This window comes from Saccharothrix sp. S26 (assembly GCF_021390395.1).
Classification (GTDB): Bacteria; Actinomycetota; Actinomycetes; order Mycobacteriales; family Pseudonocardiaceae; genus Actinosynnema.
Genome location: NZ_JAJUWT010000001.1, coordinates 310,840 through 330,390, shown reverse-complemented (window position 1 = coordinate 330,390; position 19,551 = coordinate 310,840). Strand labels below are relative to the sequence as shown.

The following is a 19,551-nucleotide window of genomic DNA, read 5'->3' as shown; positions in this document are numbered from 1 at the left end:
GCGTCCTCGCGTTGGTGGTGGGCAGCAGCGTCGGCGTCACAACGTTGCAGTCGCGTTGCACCCGAACGGCTCAGCGTTTCGCTTGCCGGGACCGGCGGCGGCGGGTCATCCTGGTCCGGGAGGCGCCCATGCAACCGGACCCGCGACGGCTCGCGCACCTGCGCGAGGTGGTGTTGAGCGGGGAGCGGGTGCGAGGCACGCGTGAGCTGATCGTCCAGTCGTGGCGCCGGTCGCTGGCCGCGCGGATCGACCCGGACCGGCACGAGGCGCCGGTGGTGCTGGGCCCGGACGAGGTGGCCGAACGGCGGGCCGCGCACCCGCTCGCGGCCGCGCTGCCGGTGTTGCGCGAGACGCTGCTCGGGATCGCCGACGAGGCGCAGCACGTCATGATCGTCACCGACGCGGACGGCACCGTGCTGTGGTGCGAGGGTTCGCGTTCGGTGCGCGGCCTGGCCGAACGGGTGCGGTTGACCGAGGGCGCGTGCTGGGCCGAGGACGCGATCGGCACGAACGCGATGGGCACCGCGCTGGCCGTGGGCGGGCCGGTGACCGTGCACTCCGCCGAGCACCTCGTGCGCACCTACCACGGGTGGACGTGCACGGCGAGCCCCGTGCGCGACCCGGACACCGGCCGCACGATCGGCGTCGTGGACGTCAGCGGGCCGTTGACCAGCACGCACCCGGCGTTGGTGGCGCTGGTGTCGGCGGCGGCGCGGTTGGCGGAGGGCCGGTTGCGGGCGGGCCTGGCGGCCCGGGACGAACGGCTGCGGTCGGTGAGCGCGCGGCACCTGATCGGCTTGCGCGGCGAACCGGGCGCGGTGCTGGACCCGAGCGGCCGGGTGCTGGCCGCCGAACCGCACGGCCTGCTGACCTCGCGGGTGGACGTGAGCGGCGGGAGCGTGCGGCTGGCCGACGGGCGGGAAGCGGTCCTGGAGCAGGTGGACGAGGGGTACCTGCTGCGGGTGCCACGACCGGGCGTGCGAAGACCCGTGCTGGCGCTGCGGTTCCTGGGCGACGCGAAGGGCTCGCTGGACGGGCGGCCTCTGCCGCTGTCGTTGCGGCACGCGGAGCTGCTGACCGCGTTGGCGCTGCACCCGCGCGGGCTGACCGCCGAGCGGTTGGCGCTGCACCTGTACGGGGAGCGCGGCAACCCGACCACCGTGCGGGCCGAGCTGCACCGGCTGCGGGCGCAGCTGGGCGCGGTGCTGCTGACCAGGCCGTACCGGCTGTCGGCGGACGTGCGCGGTGACTTCCTGGCGGTGCGTGACGCCTTGTGCGCCGGCGAGGTGGGCGCCGCCGCGGCGGCGTACCGGGGCGAGCTGCTCCCCCGGTCCGAGGCGCCGGTGGTGCGCGAGGAGCGGGAGGACCTGTCGGCGGCGCTGCGGCGGGGCGTGCTGGACCGGGGTGACGTCGAGGCGCTGTGGGCGTTCGGGCTGGTGGCGGAGGACGTCACGGTGCTGGAACGCCTGGTCGCGCTGCTGCCCCGCACCGACCCGCGCCGCGAGGTGGCGGCGGCCAGGCTGCGGCGGGCGCTCATCTAGCCTGATCGCATGGGGTACTTCCGGCCAGGGGACGTGGCGTTGCGCCGCGAGGTGCTGCACGGCAGGCCGTGGGTGGTGACCCCGACCCGGGTGGTGCGGGACGGGCCCGACCTGCTGGTCGTCTACACCGCGCCGGGCACCGGGTTCGGCTTCCACCCGCACCCGCGCACCCACCACTGGCAGGAGCTGGGCCGCACGCACTGGAAGGGCATCGGCAAGCTCCAGCTGCACCGCCCCGGTGACGCCTACTCGGTCGACCTGTACTGGGAGGGCGACCAGCGCCGGTTCGCGGGCTTCTACCTCAACCTCCAGGCCCCGTTCCGCCGCACCGCCCTCGGCTTCGACACGCTCGACCACGCGCTCGACTTCTGGGTGCCGGTCGACGGCGACTGGCGCGAGCTGGACCGCGACGAGTTCGAGGAGATGGTCGCCGACGGCAAGTACGACCACGCCGAGGCCGAGCGGATCCGGCGCACCGCCGAGGAGGTCGAGGCGATGCTGACCGACGGCACCACGTGGTGGGACCCGGCGTGGGGCGCGTGGGAGCCGGACCCGGCCTGGCCGGTGCCCGTGCTGCCCGCCGGCTGGGAGGACCACCCGCTGCCGTGAAGGTCGTACCCCTGTCACCGCGGACGCTCGTGGACGAGCTGGTCGGGCGGATCGACGCGTTGCCGCGCACGACGTGGGCCCGATTGCTGGTCGACGGCGCCCTGCCGACCAAGCCGGGCGAGCTGGCAGACGCCCTGGTGGAGCCGCTGCGCGCGCTGGGACGTCCGGTGCTGCGGGTGTCGGCGTGGGACTTCCTGCGGCCGGCGTCCGTGCGGCTGGAGTACGGCCACGAGGACCCCGACTCGTTCCGCGACTCGTGGCTGGACGTCGGCGGGTTGTTGCGCGAGGTGCTGGAGCCGCTCGACCCCGGCGGGTCGGGGCGGGTGCTGCCGGCGCTGTGGAACACCGCCACCGACCGGGCGCACCGGGCCGACTACGTGACGCTCGGCGCGGGTGGCGTGCTGCTGCTCGACGGCACGATGCTGCTGGACAAGTGGCTGCCGGCGGAGCTGGCCGTGCACCTGTGGCTGTCGCCGGGCGCGCTCGAACGGCAGTCGGCCGACGAGTGGCGGTGGACGCTGCCCGCGTACGCCTCCTACGAGCCGCAGGCCGATGTGACGGTGCGCTACGACCACCCCGCTCGGCCCGCGCTCGTGGGTAAAGTGGACTGAGATCGACGAGGGGGTGAGGGTGTGACCAGGCTGCGGCTGCTGTTGGCGTTGTACCTGCCCGCCCTCTACGCCCTCACCCTGCTCAACACGCCCACCGAGGTGCTGGCCGCCGTGACGGCCGTGGCCCTGGTGGTGCTGCTGCTCACCGCCGCACCGGTGGTGCAGGCCGCACCCGCGTGGGTGCGGTCGCTGTCGATCCGCGAGAAGTCGCTGCGCGCCGCGTTCCTGCGGCTGCGCGACCCCGACGCGGCGGGCCGTCCCCGTCCTCGAGCTCCGGGACTGGGCCTCAGCTCCTGAGGCCCGGCAGTTCCCCCACGCTCTGAGGACGGAGTTCCCCCTTGTTCCACGCCCTGGGCTCAGCCCTGGCCGCGTTCGCCACGCCCGCCCTGGCCATCGTCGCCTTCACCGTCGCCGTGCGGCTGCTCGTGCACCCGCTCAGCCGTGCCGCCGTGCGCGGCGAGAAAGCCCGCGCCGCCTTGGCGCCCGAGGTCCGCAAGCTCTCCGAGAAGTACGGCAAGAACCGGGTCGAGCTCCAGGAGAAGACGCTGGAGCTCTACCGGTCCAACGGCACGTCCATGCTGGCCGGGTGCCTGCCCGCGCTGGTGCAGGTGCCGTTCTTCATGGTGATGTACCGGCTGGTCACCACGCCGAACCCGCTGCTGGACGGCACGCTGCTCGGCGTGCCGCTGGGCACGCACTGGTTCGGGGTGTGGGCGCACACGCCGGTGTTCCTGGCCCTGTTCGCCGTGCTCGCGGTGGTCGCGTTCGCCACGTCCCGCTGGCAGGCGGCCGTGGCGCTGCGCACCGGCGGGCCGCAGCCGCCGTTCGCCAGGCTGCTGCGGCTGCTGCCGTTCGGGACCGTGCTGATCGCCGCCGTGCTGCCGCTGGCGGCCGGGATCTACCTGGTGACGACGACTACCTGGACCCTGCTGGAGCGAGCTTGGCTGTACCGCGCAGTTCAGCTCCCGCCTCGTGCAGGTACTTCAGCACGAAGCCGTACGAGGTGAACAGGCCGCACTCGGCGTAGGACACCGAGTGGCGGTGGCAGAAGTCGCGGACCAGCGCCTGCGCCCGGCGCAGGTGCGGTCGCGGCATGCTCGGGAACAGGTGGTGCTCGATCTGGTAGTTCAGCCCGCCCAGCAGGAAGTCGGTGAACCAGCCGCCGGTGACGTTGCGCGAGGTCAGCACCTGCTTGCGCAGGAAGTCGAGCTGGTGGCCCGCCTGGAGCACCGGCATGCCCTTGTGGTTGGGCGCGAAGGAGATGCCCATGTAGACGCCGAACACGCCCTGGTGCACCGCGATGAACACGACCGCCTTCAACGGCGACATCAGCAGGAACACGGTGGTCAGGTACACCACGACGTGCATGCCCATCAGCACCAGCTCCAGCCGCCAGCCCTTCACCTCGCGGCGGACCGCGGCGGCGGTGCTGATGACGTGCAGGCTGAAGCCCTCGAGCAGCAGCAGCGGGAAGAACAGCCACGCCTGGTGCTTGACGACCCAGCGGAAGAAGCCGCGCTTGCGCTCGGCCTGCTCGGCGCTGAACGCGAGCACGGCGATGTCGACGTCCGGGTCCTCGTCCTCGTGGTTGGGGTTGGCGTGGTGGCGGGTGTGCTTGCCCATCCACCAGCCGTAGCCGACGCCGATCAGCAGGTTGCCCAGCAGCAGGCCCATGACCTGGTTGTTCTTGTGGTCGGCGAACACCTGCCGGTGGCCCGCGTCGTGCCCGAGGAACGCGATCTGCGTGAAGACGACGCCGAGGACGACGGCCGGCACGAGCTGCCACCACGAGTCGCCGATCAGCACCATGGAAACCCCGGTGAGGCCGAACGCGGCCAGCACGCCGACCAGGAACATGACGTAGAAACCGATGCGCCGGTCGAGCAGACCTTGCTGCTTGACCAGCCTGGACAATTCAGCGAAGTCGCTGCCGCGGGCTTGGGTGCTCACTCCCGGAGGGTACGTCGCGGCCCGTGACCGCTTCAGCCCAGCCTGAGTTGCAACTGGGCGAACAACCGGAGCAGCGGGTCGTCCAGATCGAATCCGCCGACCTCCGCCGCACGTCGGACGCGGTACCGGAGCGTGTTCGGGTGCACGTGCAACTTCGCGGCCGCGCTTTTCACATCGCCGAATTCGTCGAGGTAGGCCAAAAGAGAACGGGCCAGTTCCCCATCGAGCCGCGCGAGCCTCGGATCACGGATGCGCGGGTTCTCGGCCAAAAGGGCGAGCGTTTCACTGATCAACACGCGGGAGCGCACGTCCTGCAACGTGGCCACGTCGGCGTCGAGGTCGCGCGACATCGCGTCGAGCACGCGGTCGGCCTCGGCCCGGGAGATCATCACCTCGTCCACCGTGGGCACGGTGGAGCCGATCGCGCCCTGCACCCGCAGGCCCATGTGCTTGCGCGCGGCGGCCACGATCTCCTTGGTCAAGCTCAGCAGCGGCGCCTTCGCCGGCAGGTCCGTGAGCAGGGCGTACGTGCGACCGCCCTGCCGGCTGACCAGCGCGCTGCGCCGGTACGCGGCGGCGTGCACGGAGATCAGGCTGGTCATCTCGGCCCGGCGCAGCTCGTGCTCCGTGCGGTCGGCGTGCTCCGGCCCGCGCAGCGCGAAGACCACCACCGCGGCGGGCTTGTCGGGGTCGGCGCCGATCTGCTCGGCGATCGCCTCGGCGTCCATCCGGCCGTCGAGCAGGGACGCGAGCAGGTTCTCCCGGAACGCGGCGGCGGGCTCGCGCTGCTGGACCAGGTGCAGGGCGGTGACGCGGGCCGCGCCGAGCAGCGCGCGTTCGGCCTGCTCGGTCAGCGGCGTGCCGCCTTCCTGCACCCAGATCGTGCCCAACGGCTGCGTGCCCGCGTGGATGCCCACGGCGATGCGGCGGCGGATGCCCAGCTCGGGGCGCTCGTCGATGCGCACGACCTCCTCGCCGGAGCGCAGGCGCTGGTAGACGCCCCACTCGCGGAGCATCTTGAGGTACGGCTCCGGTCCCTGGCGGCCGAGGATGGACAGCCGGCGCAGCTCGTCCACCTCGTCGGTCGAGCGGGAGTAGGCCAGCACCCGGCTGGCGGTGTCCTCGATGCTGACGATGCCGCCGGTGAGCGAGGCGATGGTCTGGGCGAGGCCGAACAGGTCGCCGAGCACCTCGCCCGCGCCCGCGTCGGCCGTCACGCGCGCGTTGTGCACCACACCCCGGGCCAGCGCTTCGAGGTGTTCCCAGCGGACCTCGGGCCGCACGGCCAGCAGCGCCACGCCCGCGTCCGCCGCGGCCTGCCGCAGCACCGGCGAGGGCGTGTCGACCTTGACCGCGACCGCCACCGCTCCCCCGGCCGCGGCGGCCCGGACCAGCGGTGACGCGGCACGTCCGCGCGCCCCGATGATCAACGCGAGGTCGCCGGGCCGCACGTCGGGCGTGTCGTCGGGGTCGAGGATGACCACGTCGAGGACGTCGGCCTCCAGCCCGTGCGGCGCGACCTGCACCTCGACCAGCGGATCACCGAGGGCGATCAGGACCTGCCGCAGGCTCATCTTTGTCCAGTTCTACAACGACGGGTGGACAAGCCTAGACGTGCGGACAACGGTGCGCATGGTTGGAAGTCCTACCGTTGGGTCAACCCCAACCCTGTGGCGAAGGAGCTGCTTGTGGATGCCGTGACCACGGTCCCCGCACCGGTGAACGAGCCCGTCCTCGGCTACGCCCCCGGCACCCCGGAGCGGGCGCAGTTGCAGGCGAAGCTGGCCGAGCTGGCCAAGGAGCCCACCGAGCTGACCCTCACCATCGGCGGTGAGCAGCGGGTCGGCGGCGGCGAGCGCTTCGACGTCGTGCAGCCGCACAACCACCGCGCCGTCCTGGGCACCCTGCACGGCGCCACCCAGCAGGACACGCGTGACGCCATCGCCGCGGCCAAGCAGGCCGCGCCCGCGTGGCGCGCGATGTCCTACGACGACCGCGCCGCCATCCTCCTGCGCGCGGCCGACCTGCTCGCGACCAAGTGGCGCGCCACGCTCAACGCGGCCACCATGCTCGGCCAGTCCAAGACCGCGATCCAGGCCGAGATCGACGCCGCGTGCGAGCTGATCGACTTCTGGCGCTTCAACGTCTCCTTCGGCCGTCAGCTGCTGGCCGAGCAGCCGCAGTCCTCCCCCGGCGTGTGGAACCGCACGGACCACCGCCCGCTGGAGGGCTTCGTCTACGCGATCACCCCGTTCAACTTCACCGCCATCGCGGGCAACCTGCCCACCGCGCCCGCCCTGATGGGCAACGTGGTGCTGTGGAAGCCGTCGCCGACGCAGAGCTTCGCCGCCCACCTGACCATGCGGCTGCTCGAAGAGGCCGGGATGCCGCCCGGCGTGATCAACCTGCTGCCCGGTGACGGCCTGGCCGTGTCCGAGGTGGCGCTGGCCGACCCGGACCTCGCGGGCATCCACTTCACCGGCTCCACCCGCACGTTCCAGCACCTGTGGGGCCAGGTGGGCGCGAACATCGCGAACTACCGCTCGTACCCGCGGGTCGTCGGCGAGACCGGCGGCAAGGACTTCGTGCTCGCGCACCCGTCGGCCGACGTCGACGTGCTGCGCACGGCGCTGGTCCGCGGCGCGTTCGAGTACCAGGGCCAGAAGTGCTCGGCGGCCTCCCGCGCCTACGTCCCGCGCTCGGTGTGGAACCGCGTGAAGGACGACTTCCTGGCCGACGTCGAGTCGTTGACCATGGGCGATGTCACGGACCTGTCGAACTTCATGGGCGCGGTGATCGACCGCCGTTCCTTCGACAAGCTCTCCGGCGTGCTCCGGGCCGCGCACGCCGACGACCAGCTCGAGGTCGTGGCCGGCGGCACGGCCGACGACTCCGAGGGCTTCTTCGTGCGGCCGACCGTGCTGCTGGGCACCAACCCCGAGCACGAGGTGTTCACCACCGAGTACTTCGGGCCGGTGCTGGCCGTGCACGTGTTCGAGGACTCCGACTACGACACCGTGCTCAAGCAGATGGAGGGCGCCGCGCCGTACGCGCTGACCGGCGCGATCATCGCGCAGGACCGGGCCGCCATCGTGCACGCGCAGAACGAGCTGCGGTTCGCCGCGGGCAACTTCTACGTCAACGACAAGCCGACCGGCGCGGTCGTCGGCCAGCAGCCGTTCGGCGGCGGGCGCGCGTCGGGCACGAACGACAAGGCGGGCTCGGTGCACAACCTGCTGCGCTGGGTCAGCCCGCGCTCGATCAAGGAGACGTTCGCGGCTCCGACCTCCTACCGCTACCCGCACCAGGGGTGATCATGCTCCGCTCCGCGCTGCTCGCCGCCTCGCGCTCCGGCGCCATCCGCGAGCTGGTCGAACGCACGCCGCTGACCCGACCGGTGGTCAAGCGGTTCATCTCCGGCGACGACGTGGACGCCGCCGTCGCCACCACCGGCGAGGTGCTGGCCGACGGCCGGTACGTCACGCTGGACCACCTCGGCGAGGACACCCGTGACGCGGCGCAGGCCGCGGCCACCGTGGAGGCCTACCTCGACCTGCTGCGCAAGCTCGAGCTGGCCGGGCACACCGAGCGGGCCGAGGTGTCGGTGAAGCTGTCCGCGGTGGGCCAGTTCCTGCCGGTGGACGGCGAGAAGATCGCCTTGGAGAACGCCCGGCGCATCTGCGCGGCGGCGGGCGCGGTCGGCACCACGGTCACCCTCGACATGGAGGACCACACCACGACCGACTCGACGCTGGGCATCCTGCGCGAGCTGCGCGTGGACTTCCCGTGGGTGGGCGCGGTGCTCCAGGCGTACCTGAAGCGGACCGAGCAGGACTGCCGCGACCTCGCGCACGCCGGGTCGCGGGTGCGGTTGTGCAAGGGCGCGTACCAGGAGCCCGCCTCGGTGGCGTTCCAGGACAAGGTCGACGTCGACCGGTCGTACGTGCGGTGCCTGAAGGTGTTGATGGCGGGGCAGGGCTACCCGATGGTCGCCTCGCACGACCCGCGGCTGATCGCGATCGCGGGCGAGCTGGCCAAGGACCGGTCGCCGGACACCTACGAGTACCAGATGCTGTACGGCATCCGGCCCGACGAGCAGCGCCGCATCGCCGGCGCGGGCAACCGGATGCGCGTGTACGTGCCGTACGGCGACGAGTGGTACGGCTACTTCATGCGGCGGTTGGCCGAACGCCCGGCGAACGTGGCGTTCTTCCTGCGCTCACTGGTCACCACGGGCTAGCCCGAGCCGCCGCGCGACCTCCGCCAGGTCCACCCGGAACAGCTTCGGGTGGGCCTCGGCGAGGTCGCGGTAGAGCTCGGCGGCCTCCTCGATCGCGGCCAACGCCTCGTCCCGGCGGCCGAGCGCGGCGCAGCGCCTGCTGAGCTGGTCGAGCGCGCCGGCCAGCTGGGAGGTGCGGTCGCGGTCCTCGGCGGCGAAGACCCGGCACAGCGCCACGGCTTCCCGTGCCGCGGCCAGCGCCGCCTCGGGCCGGTGCACCGCGACGTACCGCACGCTCAAGTCGGCCAGGGCGTCCGCGAGCGCCGGGCGGTGCTCGGCGGGGTCCACTCCGGCCAGTTCCCGGTAGAGGGCGACCTCCTCGCGTGATGCGGCCAGGGCTTCCTCGTGCAGCGACGCCAGCGCCGCGCGGGCGGCCAGCAGGCCGTGCAGCTCGGCGCGTTCCACCGCGGTCCGGGCTTGCCGGAGCAGGGTCCGGGTGAGGATCGCGGGCAGCGGGTCGCCGTCGCAGCGGGGGTCGTCGAAGACCCGGCGCGCGAGGGCCCTGGCCGGCGCGGGCCACTCGGCGAGGATCCTCAAGGTCGGCACGGTGGCGACGTCCGCGAGGTCCGGGTTCGCGGTGAACACCTCCTCGGCGCGGCGGCGCGCGTGCGGCAGGCGTGCGGCGGCGCGGGCCAGGGTCTGCAACGCCTCCGGCGTGTGGTCGAGGTCGATGCGGTCGTCCAGCAGCGCGGCGGCCAGGACGTCCTCCGCGAGCCGGCCGCGCACCGGCTCGGACGGGATCAGCCAGTGCGCGGGCGGGCCGCACACCGCGACGAGGGCGGCGAGGTGCAGGTCGTGCAACGTCGCCGCGTCCGGCGCGGTGGTGGTCGGGAGCGTCAGTCCCAGGGCGTACGCGAAGTGGGCGCAGGCGGTGGCGAAGGACGTCTCGTGCTCCTCCGGGCACGCGGTGACGGCCAGGTCGTCGGTGCGGTAGCCGTGGTCGGCGGCTCGTTGGCGCAGCGCCGACCACCACCAGCCCGTGGTGCGGGAGACCAGCAGCATCCGGGGGTGCCCCAGGTCGAGCCGTGCGACCAGGTCGGCGTCGTCCACGACCAGCACGTCCGAGCCCGCCGCGAAGTGCCGCGCCAACCGCGTCTTCCCGACCCCCGCCGGACCGTGCAGGAGCAGCGCGGAGCACGCCGCGTCACCGTCGCGCCACCGGGCCAGCTCGGCCAGCTCCGGCACGCGACCGTGGAACGGCACCACCTCGTACCGCGGGTCCAGCAGCTCACCGGGCGACAGGGTGCGGTCCACCGGCCACATCCTGCTCCCCGCCCTCCGCCACGATCGGGTGACTGGTCGCCACCGGAATTGTCGGGGGTGGCTTGCACAATCAGAGGCGTGCTCATCGCTCTGGTGTCGGACGGGGAGAACGCGGGGCGGCTCCGCGTGCTCTCCGACGCCGGGGTGCCCGAAGGACCCGTGGTGCGGACGGCGGACCTGGCGGCGGCCGTGTCCGATCTGGAAGATCGGCACAGGCCCCGGTGGCTGTGGGCGGAGACGGCGGAGGTCTACCCCGACCTGTTGGCGCGCGGGGCGCGGGTCGAGCGGTGCCTGGACCTGGCCCACGTCGAGTACCTGTTGCTGGCCTACCAGGGTCGGCACGGCGAGCCGCGCGGGCTGGGCGCGGCCGTCGCCCGGCTGCGCGGGCTGCCCGTGCCGGACGACCACGGGCCGCGCAAGCGGGACACCCAGCCCACCTTGTTCGAACCGGAGCAGCAACGGCTGCCCGGTGACGCCGACCCGCTCGACGCGGTGATCGCGGTGCACGTCGAGCAGCAGCGGCTGGCTGCCACGCTGCCGCACGCCGACCGGTTGCGGCTGCTGTTCGCGGCCGAGTCGGCCAGCGCGCTGGCCGCCGCCGAGATGACGCACTTCGGCCTGCCCTGGCGCGCGGACGTGCACGAGAAGCTGCTGGTGGACACGCTGGGACCGCGGCCGGCCACCGGGGTCCGCCCGGCACGGCTCGCGGAGCTGGCCGACCGGATCACGGCGGCGTTCGGCGGCAAGCAGGTCAACCCCGACCACCCGCCGGGCATCGTGCGCGCGTTCGCCCGGGAGGGCATCGACGTGCCGTCGGCGCGGGCGTGGGTGCTCAAGGGGATCGACCACCCGGCCGTGGAGCCGCTGCTGGAGTACAAGGAACTGGCCCGGTTGTGGGTGGCGCACGGGTGGTCCTGGTTGGACGCCTGGGTCGCGGACGGCCGGTTCCGGCCGGACTACGTGGTGGGCGGCGTGGTGTCCGGGCGGTGGGCGACGCGCGGCGGTGCGGCGTTGCAGATCCCGCGCACGCTGCGCACGGCGGTGCGGGCCGACCCGGGGTGGAAGCTGGTGGCGGCGGACGCGGCGCAGCTGGAGCCGCGGGTGCTGGCGGCGTTGGCGAACGACCACGAGTTCACCGAGGTCTCCTCGGACGACGACCTCTACACGACGTTGGCCGCGGAGGCGTTCGACGGCGACCGGGGCAAGGCGAAGCTCGCCATGCTGTCGGCGATGTACGGCGGCACGGGCGGTGGCGCCGGTCCGGCGATGGCCGTGCTGCGCCGCCGCTTCCCCGAGGCGGTCGGGTACGTGGAGGCCGCCGCGCTGGCGGGTGAGCAGGGGCGGATGGTCCGCTCGCGGCTGGGTCGCACGAGCCCGCCGCCGTCGGAGGCGTGGCGCGCCGTGACCGGCAGCACCGACGACGACGAGGACGCGGTGCGCCGGTCGCGGCGGGCGGCCCGCGACTGGGGCCGGTTCACCCGCAACTTCGTGGTGCAGGCCAGCGCGGCGGACTGGACGGCGGCGCTGCTCGGCGTGCTGCGGCGGCGGCTGCACCGGTCGGCCCGCGGCGCGCACCTGGTGTTCTTCCAGCACGACGAGGTGCTGGTGCACTGCCCGCGGGAGCTGGCCGACGTGGTGTGCGCGGAGGTCACCGCGGCGGGCGAGGAGGCGTCGCGGCTGGTGTTCGGCGCGACACCGGTCCGCTTCCCGCTCAAAGCCGTGCCCGTGGACTCCTACGCGGACGCCAAGTAGCGGCGTTGGGCCGTTCGGTCGCTTGAACGATCTCCGTGAGAGCGCTCTCATGATGGGGCGTGCCGAACTGGAGAACAGTGACAAGGAGGTCACCGCTCATGGAGTTCAGCCGGAGCAGACGACGACGCGCCCTCGCGACCGCTGCCGCCCTCATCACCGCCGTGCCGCTGGCGGTCGTCGCCACGATGTCGGCCGACGCCTCGGTGCCTTCCACCCCGTCGGGCTGGACGTTGCAGTGGAGCGACGACTTCAACGGGTCGGCGAACACCCTGCCGTCGTCCTCGAACTGGATCTTCGACCTCGGCCACGGCTACCCCGGCGGCCCCGGCAACTGGGGCACCGGCGAGATCCAGAACTACACCAACAGCACGAACAACATCAAACTGGACGGCTCCGGCAACCTGCGCATCACCGCGCTGCGCGACGGCTCGGGCAACTGGACCTCGGCCCGCATCGAGACCCAGCGGTCGAACTTCCGGCCGCCGGCGGGCGGCAAGCTCGCCATCGAGGGCCGCATCCAGATGCCCAACGTCACCGGGCAGGCCGCGCTCGGCTACTGGCCCGCGTTCTGGGCGCTCGGCTCGCCCTACCGCGGCAACTACTGGAACTGGCCCGCCATCGGCGAGTTCGACATCATGGAGAACGTCAACGGCATCAACTCCGTGTGGGGCGTGCTGCACTGCGGCGTCAACCCCGGCGGGCCGTGCAACGAGACCAACGGCCTGGGCGCGAGCCGCGCGTGCCCCGGCTCGACGTGCCAGTCGGCGTTCCACACCTACCGGTTCGAGTGGGACGAGAGCTCCTCGCCCAAGGCGTTGCGCTGGTACGTGGACGGCCAGCAGTTCCACAGCGTCACCCAGAGCCAGCTCGACGCGACCACGTGGAACAACATGACCGGCCACGCCGGCTACTTCCTGCTGCTCAACCTCGCCATGGGCGGCGCGTTCCCCAACGGGGTCGCCGGGTTCGGCACCCCCACCTCGGCCACCCAGTCCGGGCACTCGCTGGTGGTGGACTACGTCGCCGTGTGGACCGCGGGCGGCGGCACCCAGCCCACCACCACGACCACCACCCAGCCCGGCGGCAGCGGGTGGGACGCGTTCGCCGACATCCAGGCCGAGCAGGCCACCTCGCGGTCCGGCGGCTACCTCGAATCGGGTGACGGCGGCCAGACCGTGGCGCAGCTGCGCAACGGCGACTCGCTGCGGTTCTCGGGCGTCCGGTTCGGCTCGCGCACGGCCACGCAGTTCGTCGCACGGGCCGCGTCCGGGGCGTCCGGCGGGGTCAGCGGCCTGGTCGAGGTGAGGCTGGACAGCCCGACCGCGACGCCGATCGGCAGCTTCGCCATCGCCAACACCGGCGGCTGGCAGAGCTGGCGCACGGTGCCCGCGAACATCTCCGGCGTGACCGGCACGCACGACGTCTACGTCACGTTCACCAGCGGCCAGCCCGCGCCGTACGTGAGCCTGAACTGGATCCGTTTCGGCACGTGAGAGCCCGTGGCGGGCCGCGCGCACGTCCTCCTGCGCGGTCCGCCACTACCATCGCCGGCGTGTACGAGGAACGCCCGTTCCCCGGTCTGGCGTGCGTCTGGCGCCGGACCACGTCGTCGGCCGCCGTGGGCCGGGTCGTGCCGGACGGGTGCACCGACATCATCTACTCGGCGGCGTCCGGTCGGGTGTTCGTGGCCGGGCCGGACACGGTCGGGCACGTGACGTCGATGGAGCCGGGGACGCTGCACGGCGTGCGGTTCGGACCGGGCGTGGGACCCGCGGCGTTCGGCGTGCCCGCCGTGGAGCTGCGCGACCAGCGCGTTCCGCTGGCGGAGCTGTGGGGGCCGTCCGCTCGGCTGGAGGACGCCCTGGGCACGGCGGCGGACCCGTGCTCGGTGCTGGCGGCAGCCGCGCTGGCCAGGCTGCGCGAGACGCCGCCGGACCCGGTGGTGGGCGCCATCGCGTCGTCGTCGGACAGCGTCGCCGACCTGGCCCGGTCGCTGGGCTTGAGCACCCGCCAACTGCACCGGCGCAGCCTGGCCGCGTTCGGCTACGGCCCCAAGGTGCTGCACCGCGTGCTGCGGTTCGACCGCGCGGTCAAGCTCGCGTGGGACGGCGTGCCGTTCGCCGACATCGCCCAGCGCACCGGTTACGCCGACCAGGCGCACCTGTCGCGGGAGGTGCGCGAACTGGCGGGCGTGCCGCTGGGTCAGCTGATCCGGTCGTAGGCGCGCAGGGTCAGCAACGCCTCGATGGTCACGACGGGCCGCCACTCGTAGGTCGTCACGGGCGTCCACGCGGGCCACGGGAACGTCCACCCGCCGTCCTCCTGCTGCGCCGCGGCCACCGCGTCGAGGTCCGCGCCGATCTCCTCGTCGCTGAACCACCGGCGGGCCAAGCTGTCCGGCCTCGGCGCGTAGTGGTGCGGCTTGTGCGTCTCCCCCGCCGCATACCCCTCGTGCGCCTGACCGTCACCCAGGTCGACCAGCCCCTGCTCGCGCACCAGCGCACCCAACCGGGCGGACTCCCGCTCCGCCCTCGGCCGGTCGGGCACGTGGTCGAGGAAGCGCGCGCAGGCGTTGACCTCGTAGGGGTGCGACTTGGTCAGGTCGGTGATGCGCTGCCAGCAGAACTCCGTGGCGCGGTCCAGCCAGGCGTGCTCGACCTCCATCTTGTGCAGGACGGACGCCAGCAGGCCCGTGACCAGCAGGTCGCTGTCCCCCGACGGCTGCCACCAGGGCGCCCGCAGGCCGGCCCGCCCGGTGTCCAGGCAATTGGGCACCCCACCGTCCTCGTTCGTGATCGTCATGAGGAAGTCGCACGCAGACTCCGCGTACTCGGCACTGCCCACCTCTTCGAGCAACGACAAGGCGGTGTAGGTGTGCAACGGCTGGCTCTCGGGCCCCCGCCCGTCGGGCTCCAACGCGTGCCCGAACCCACCGTCGTCATTGCGATACGCCACCACCGCCGCCACCACCGCATCGGCTGGCCCACCGTCGAACAGGCACAGGAACCGCCGCTGGTCGAGGACACGTGCGTTCAGCCAGATGAAGGAACGAGCTGCTTCGATCATGCCACCGACGGTAGGCCCGCCGAGGTCCGCCGTCTTGAACGGATCGGACACGGATTCCCCGGAAGGAGTAACCGTCGCGATAGGCCCCAGTGGGCCAAGACCCTGTGCCATCATCCCTTCGGGGCAGTTCAGCGTGAGGGGAGCACGAACGATGTTGGACGCCGGGGGTGGCGGGGCCGTCGCGAGGATCGGGTTCGTAGCCGACACCGTGTCCGCGGGCCCGGCGGGTTCGGGGCTGACAGCGGGCCAGACCGCCTTCACCGTCGACTTGGCGCAGGCGCAGAAGCTGATCGACGGCTTGGCCGAGGCGCGCGACCGCCTGCAAGAGCTCTACGACCAGAACGTGGGATTCATGATCCTCGGGTCACCCGGCCAGGACCCGTACAGCCAGTCGGCGACAACGACGATCAAACAGACCGCCGGGACCGACCCAGGCGGCTACGGCTGGGCCAGCCTGAAGGCGATCGACGCCCTCAACAGTACGATCGAGAGCATCCAAGCCTCCCTGGCGACCTATCAGAACCAGGAGCAGGCGAACGCCGACGCCTTCAAGGGCGAGGGGAATCAGTCTTGAGGCGAGCAGTTCTGGCAGTCCTGTCCCTGGTCGCGGTCGTCGCGGGCTGCACGACCAAGGATGGCGGTACCCCGTCGCCAGGGGGTAGCACGAGCACCACCGCGACTGGGGCCACCACGACGTCGGCCGCAGCAGGTGAAGCCCCGGCCATCAGCGGCCCGAAGCTGGACCTCGCCAAGTTCGACACCCCGTGCGCGATGCTGAAGAAAGACCAGCTCTCCGCCCGCGGCGTGACAAAAGCAGGCACCGAGCGCACGGACCCGACCGGCACGGGATGTCAGTGGTACCCGGACGAGCCGCTCGGCACGAGCTTCTTCGTCGTGTTGCTGGACAAGTCCAAGGGCTTGGACGGCGTCTACGCCAATCGCGACAACCTGCCGGTGTTCGAGCCGACCGAGATCGCCGGATACCCGGCGGTCAACACCGATTCGACCGATGCCGCCCATGGCGCGTGCTCGACCGCTGTCGGTGTGGCCGAGGGCGAAGGCTTTTTGGTGCAGGTTCGGGTGAACGACAAGAAGCTGCCCGGGTACACCGACCCTTGCTCTGTTTCCGGCGAGATCGCGGAAACCGTGGTCGGCAACTTGAAGGGGTAGGACATGGCCGGCGCAACCGACAGCGATGGCATGGGCCTTCTCATGTGCGTCGCCCCGGAGCAGATCTACCGCTGGTTCCAGGAGGGCAAAGGGCCCGAGCAGACCACGGACGCCAGCCGCGAGGCATGGGCGGGGATCTCCACCGGTCACGCCCGGATCAGCGAGATGATCAACGAGGCGGTCCGGGCGTCGGGCGCGGTCTGGGAAGGCGCCGCGGGCGACTCCGCCCGAGCCAACACCACGCCACTGGCCAGTTGGTCGGACCTGACCAGCGGGCTCGCCACGACGGCGGGCGACAACACGGGTGAGATCAGCCGTGCGTTCCGCGAGGCCAGGGGCAGCGTTCAAGAGCCCGTCCAGGTGCCGGACAAGCCTTGGTACAACAGCGTGGTCCCCTGGGACACGGACTACGACGACGCGGTCGAGCAGAGTCAGCAGGTCAACGCGCACAACGTCGAAGTGCTGAACCGCTACGGCAGCTCCACCACCTCGGCCAGCAGCTCGATGCCCTACTTCCCCGAGCCCGACCAGGTCACCGGGAACGTCGAGAAGAAGGAGATCGAGATCCCCAAGCCCAAGCCCGGCAAGGGGGAGATCGACCCGCCGGGCACCGGTGATCGCAACGGCACGGATGACAGCACCACGGGGACCGGGACGACCAAGCCGACGTGGACGGAGCCGACGATCCCGCCGCCCGGCACCACGGGTGGTGACAACACGACCAAGCCGTCGTGGGTGCAGACCGACCCCAACCGGCCCCAACCCGACATCGGGTACCGGCCGCCGGAGTTGCCGAAGGACCGGCCGCCGAACGACCCGCGGTTGCCCTACGACCCGCGGTTGCCGTCCGACCCGCGCAATCCGAACGATCCGCGCAACCCCAACAACCCGCGCAACCGGCTCCCGACGACGCCACCCGGCGTGCCGCGCGTACCCGGCGGTGGTCCCGGTCTGCCCGGCGGTGGTGGCCGTGGCGGTGGCGGTGGTGCCGGTGGCTTCGGAGCCGGTCGGATGCCCGGCATGGGTGGCGGGCCGGGTGGCATGGGTGGCGGGCCCGGTGGGTTCGGACCCGGTGGCACGTCCGGTGCGCTCGGGCACGGCGAGGGTCGCGGTGGGTTCGGGCCCGGTGGCGCGGGTGGTTTCGGGCCCGGCGGGTCGGCCGGTGGTCGTGGTGGGCCCGGTGCCGGTGGCATGGGCGCGGGCATGGGTGCCGGTGGCGCGCGGGGTGAGGGTGACGAGGACAAGGAGCACAAGTCCGCGTCCTACCTCCAGGAGACCGAGGACATCTTCGGCGACGGCACGATGGTGGCCCCGCCGGTCATCGGCGAATAGCGGGAACAGGGGGGAAAGTGCTGCGCACCAGGGTGGCCGTCCCGGTCGTCGCGCTCTACAACGCCTGGCAGGCCGAAGGTCTGCCGACGCTGCACAACGCGCTGCTGACGCAGGTCGACTTCGACGACGAGCAGCTCGCCGAGGGTGATGTCACGGTGCTGGCCGACCTCGCCCGCCGCGGCTGGGCCGAGCTGGAACGGCTCGGTTTGGCCCGCGGCCGGCAGGTGCACGCCGACCTGGGCCGGTCGTTGCGCCTGATCGCGAACGCGAGCGCCGAGTACTACGCGTTCTTCAACCAAGGTGACGACGAGACGCGCACCGCGCTGGTGGTGCAGTCGGGTGACGACGCGCTGCGCGTGGTGCTGAGGGCGGACAAGGCGGACAAGCACTTCGTGCTGGAGCCCGTGCGGGTCGAGGACGTGGTGCAGTCCCTGGTGTCCGCGCTGCCGGAGGCGAAGCCGGGACGCGGCGGCGTGATCTCGCTGCCCGCGGACGCGTTGCACGACAAGCCCCGCCAACCCCGGCCGGACGAGGAAGGCGGGTCGTTCCTCCAGGCCAGCAGGCCGACCGGGGCGCACGTCGCCGAGGTGCAGCAGGTGCGCAAGCTGCTGGCCGAGCAGCGCACCGGCGGCGGCCAGCTCTACGCCGCGCGCCGGGACCGGTTCGGCCGCAAGCAGCGGTGCGCCGCGCCGTTGACGTACTTCGACACGGTCACCGGCCGCTACCTGTCGGCGAAGACCACCGGCGGCGACGGCACGCCGTGGGTCACCGTGCAGCCGGCCGACTTCACCACCTTGCAGAACCGGTTGCGGCAGCTCAGCGTCGACGCAGCACCTCGCGGTTGAGCTCGGCCGGGCTGCGGTGCCCGGACAGGCCCAGGGTCAGGTCGAAGTCGGCGAGCAGGCTGCGCAGCACGTGCCGGACGCCGACCTGGCCGCCGTGCGCCAGGCCGTAGGCGAACGGGCGGCCGATGAGCACGGCCTTCGCGCCCAGCGCCAGGGCCTTGACGATGTCCGAGCCGCTGCGGATGCCGGAGTCGAACAGCACCTCGACCTGCTCGCCGACCGCGTCGGCGATCTCCGGCAGCACCTCCAGCGACCCGACCGCGCCGTCGACCTGGCGCCCGCCGTGGTTGGACACGACGATCCCGTCCACGCCCGCGTCCACGGCCTTGCGCGCGTCGTCGGGGTGCTGGATGCCCTTGAGCACGATCGGCCCGTCCCAGTGCTCGCGCAGGAACGCCAACTGGTCCCACGACTTGTCGACGCCGGTGAACAGCTGCACCCACCGCAGGATCGCCATCGGCAGGTCGTCTTCGGGTGATGCGGCGAGCCCCGCGCGGAACGCCGGGTCGGAGAACGGGATCGCCGTGCCGACACCGCGCAGGAACGGCAGGTAGGACTGGTCGAGGTCGTGCGGCCGCCACGCCAGCGTCCACGTGTCGAGCGTGACGACGAGGACCCGGTACCCGGCCTTGCGCGCCCGGTCGAGGATGCTCACCGCCACGTCCGGGTCGTTGGGCCAGTAGAGCTGGAACCAGCGGGCGGCGTCACCGGCGGCCTGCGCGACCTCCTCGATCGTGTGCGAGGACGCCGTGGACAGCACGAACGGCACCCCCAGCTCGGCCGCCGCCCGCGCGGTCGCCAGCTCACCGTCGGGGTGCAGGATCGACTGCACCCCGACGGGCGCGAGCAGCACCGGCGCGGGCAGGTCGGTGCCGAGCAACGACGTCCCGAGGTGCCGCTCGGTGGCGTCGGTGAGCATCCGCGGCACGATCCGCCAGTCGTCGAACGCCTGCCGGTTCGCCCGCGCCGTACCCCCACCACCGGCCGCACCCGCCACGTACCAGAACGGCCCGGGCCCGAGCCGTTCCCGGGCGGACGCCTCCAGCCCTTCGGGGTCCGTGGTGAACGGCGGCACGGTCCCCGCCAGGCCTTGCAGGTAGATCTCGTTCTGGTACGCGGCGAATCCGGTCATG

The 19,551-nt window shown here is 72.5% G+C and carries 19 protein-coding genes; 14 read left to right on the top strand and 5 right to left on the bottom strand.

Annotated elements, in window-relative coordinates:
- The first annotated feature begins 128 nt into the window (after positions 1–128).
- Genes LZG04_RS01550 through LZG04_RS01530 form a run of 5 tightly spaced genes read left to right on the top strand, consistent with a single transcriptional unit; the run spans position 129 to position 3,768 of the window.
- Entirely contained in the window at positions 129–1,541 is a 1,413-nt protein-coding gene (locus LZG04_RS01550) for a GAF domain-containing protein (protein WP_233812434.1), read from the top strand.
- 9 nt (positions 1,542–1,550) lie between these two features.
- Complete coding sequence (locus tag LZG04_RS01545) at positions 1,551–2,150, top strand: DUF402 domain-containing protein (RefSeq protein ID WP_233812433.1); 600 nt, start codon at positions 1,551–1,553, stop codon at positions 2,148–2,150.
- Positions 2,147–2,761 carry a uridine kinase gene (locus LZG04_RS01540; protein ID WP_233812432.1) on the top strand — a complete coding sequence of 205 codons (615 nt, stop codon included), beginning with the start codon at positions 2,147–2,149 and terminating at the stop codon, positions 2,759–2,761. The genes LZG04_RS01545 and LZG04_RS01540 overlap by 4 nt, the downstream gene beginning before the upstream one ends.
- A gap of 21 nt (positions 2,762–2,782) precedes the next feature.
- The gene (locus LZG04_RS01535) at positions 2,783–3,058 is read left to right on the top strand and encodes a DUF6412 domain-containing protein (RefSeq protein ID WP_233812431.1); all 276 of its coding nucleotides are present in this window, start codon (positions 2,783–2,785) and stop codon (positions 3,056–3,058) included.
- Between the two features lie 41 nt (positions 3,059–3,099).
- Positions 3,100–3,768, top strand: a complete 669-nt coding sequence (locus LZG04_RS01530) for a membrane protein insertase YidC (protein WP_233812430.1) — start codon at positions 3,100–3,102, stop codon at positions 3,766–3,768.
- On the opposite strand, the gene LZG04_RS01525 is transcribed toward LZG04_RS01530, so the two are convergent.
- Entirely contained in the window at positions 3,677–4,711 is a 1,035-nt protein-coding gene (locus tag LZG04_RS01525; RefSeq protein ID WP_233812429.1) for an acyl-CoA desaturase, read from the bottom strand. The genes LZG04_RS01530 and LZG04_RS01525 overlap by 92 nt on opposite strands.
- A gap of 32 nt (positions 4,712–4,743) precedes the next feature.
- On the bottom strand, positions 4,744–6,285 hold the full coding sequence (locus tag LZG04_RS01520; protein ID WP_233812428.1) for a CdaR family transcriptional regulator: 1,542 nt from the start codon (positions 6,283–6,285) through the stop codon (positions 4,744–4,746).
- Positions 6,286–6,399: 114 nt separating this feature from the next.
- Between LZG04_RS01520 and pruA the strand changes: the two genes are divergently transcribed.
- Positions 6,400–8,025: an L-glutamate gamma-semialdehyde dehydrogenase gene (gene pruA, locus LZG04_RS01515; RefSeq protein WP_233812427.1), complete on the top strand. Its 1,626-nt coding sequence runs from the start codon at positions 6,400–6,402 to the stop codon at positions 8,023–8,025.
- A gap of 2 nt (positions 8,026–8,027) precedes the next feature.
- On the top strand, positions 8,028–8,951 hold the full coding sequence (locus tag LZG04_RS01510) for a proline dehydrogenase family protein (RefSeq protein WP_233812426.1): 924 nt from the start codon (positions 8,028–8,030) through the stop codon (positions 8,949–8,951).
- Here LZG04_RS01510 and LZG04_RS01505 read toward each other — a convergent pair.
- Positions 8,931–10,244, bottom strand: coding sequence for a hypothetical protein (locus LZG04_RS01505; protein ID WP_233812425.1), 1,314 nt, complete (start codon positions 10,242–10,244; stop codon positions 8,931–8,933). The genes LZG04_RS01510 and LZG04_RS01505 overlap by 21 nt on opposite strands.
- 87 nt (positions 10,245–10,331) lie before the next feature.
- Between LZG04_RS01505 and LZG04_RS01500 the strand changes: the two genes are divergently transcribed.
- The 3 genes from LZG04_RS01500 (at position 10,332) to LZG04_RS01490 (ending at position 14,226) form a co-directional block, all read left to right on the top strand.
- Positions 10,332–12,005 (top strand): bifunctional 3'-5' exonuclease/DNA polymerase, encoded by a 1,674-nt coding sequence (locus LZG04_RS01500; RefSeq protein WP_233812424.1) that lies wholly within the window; start codon positions 10,332–10,334, stop codon positions 12,003–12,005.
- Between the two features lie 98 nt (positions 12,006–12,103).
- Positions 12,104–13,498: a carbohydrate-binding protein gene (locus LZG04_RS01495; protein ID WP_233812423.1), complete on the top strand. Its 1,395-nt coding sequence runs from the start codon at positions 12,104–12,106 to the stop codon at positions 13,496–13,498.
- 59 nt (positions 13,499–13,557) lie between these two features.
- Complete coding sequence (locus LZG04_RS01490) at positions 13,558–14,226, top strand: AraC family transcriptional regulator (RefSeq protein ID WP_233812422.1); 669 nt, start codon at positions 13,558–13,560, stop codon at positions 14,224–14,226.
- On the opposite strand, the gene LZG04_RS01485 is transcribed toward LZG04_RS01490, so the two are convergent.
- A complete protein-coding gene (locus tag LZG04_RS01485; protein WP_233812421.1) occupies positions 14,208–15,071 on the bottom strand; it encodes a prenyltransferase/squalene oxidase repeat-containing protein in 864 nt (287 codons plus the stop codon). The two genes, LZG04_RS01490 and LZG04_RS01485, sit on opposite strands and share 19 nt — an antisense overlap.
- Positions 15,072–15,222: 151 nt before the next feature.
- On the opposite strand from LZG04_RS01485, the gene LZG04_RS01480 reads away from it, so the two are divergent.
- From LZG04_RS01480 to LZG04_RS01465, 4 genes are read left to right on the top strand one after another with little or no spacing between them, the layout of a single operon-like run.
- Positions 15,223–15,645 (top strand): hypothetical protein, encoded by a 423-nt coding sequence (locus LZG04_RS01480; RefSeq protein WP_233812420.1) that lies wholly within the window; start codon positions 15,223–15,225, stop codon positions 15,643–15,645.
- Positions 15,642–16,241: a DUF3558 domain-containing protein gene (locus LZG04_RS01475; RefSeq protein WP_233812419.1), complete on the top strand. Its 600-nt coding sequence runs from the start codon at positions 15,642–15,644 to the stop codon at positions 16,239–16,241. The genes LZG04_RS01480 and LZG04_RS01475 overlap by 4 nt, the downstream gene beginning before the upstream one ends.
- A gap of 3 nt (positions 16,242–16,244) precedes the next feature.
- Complete coding sequence (locus LZG04_RS01470) at positions 16,245–17,573, top strand: PPE domain-containing protein (protein ID WP_233812418.1); 1,329 nt, start codon at positions 16,245–16,247, stop codon at positions 17,571–17,573.
- Between the two features lie 17 nt (positions 17,574–17,590).
- Positions 17,591–18,418 carry an ESX secretion-associated protein EspG gene (locus LZG04_RS01465; protein WP_233812417.1) on the top strand — a complete coding sequence of 276 codons (828 nt, stop codon included), beginning with the start codon at positions 17,591–17,593 and terminating at the stop codon, positions 18,416–18,418.
- On the opposite strand, the gene LZG04_RS01460 is transcribed toward LZG04_RS01465, so the two are convergent.
- Entirely contained in the window at positions 18,390–19,550 is a 1,161-nt protein-coding gene (locus tag LZG04_RS01460; RefSeq protein ID WP_233812416.1) for a lactate 2-monooxygenase, read from the bottom strand. The genes LZG04_RS01465 and LZG04_RS01460 overlap by 29 nt on opposite strands.
- Position 19,551 lies beyond the last annotated feature (1 nt).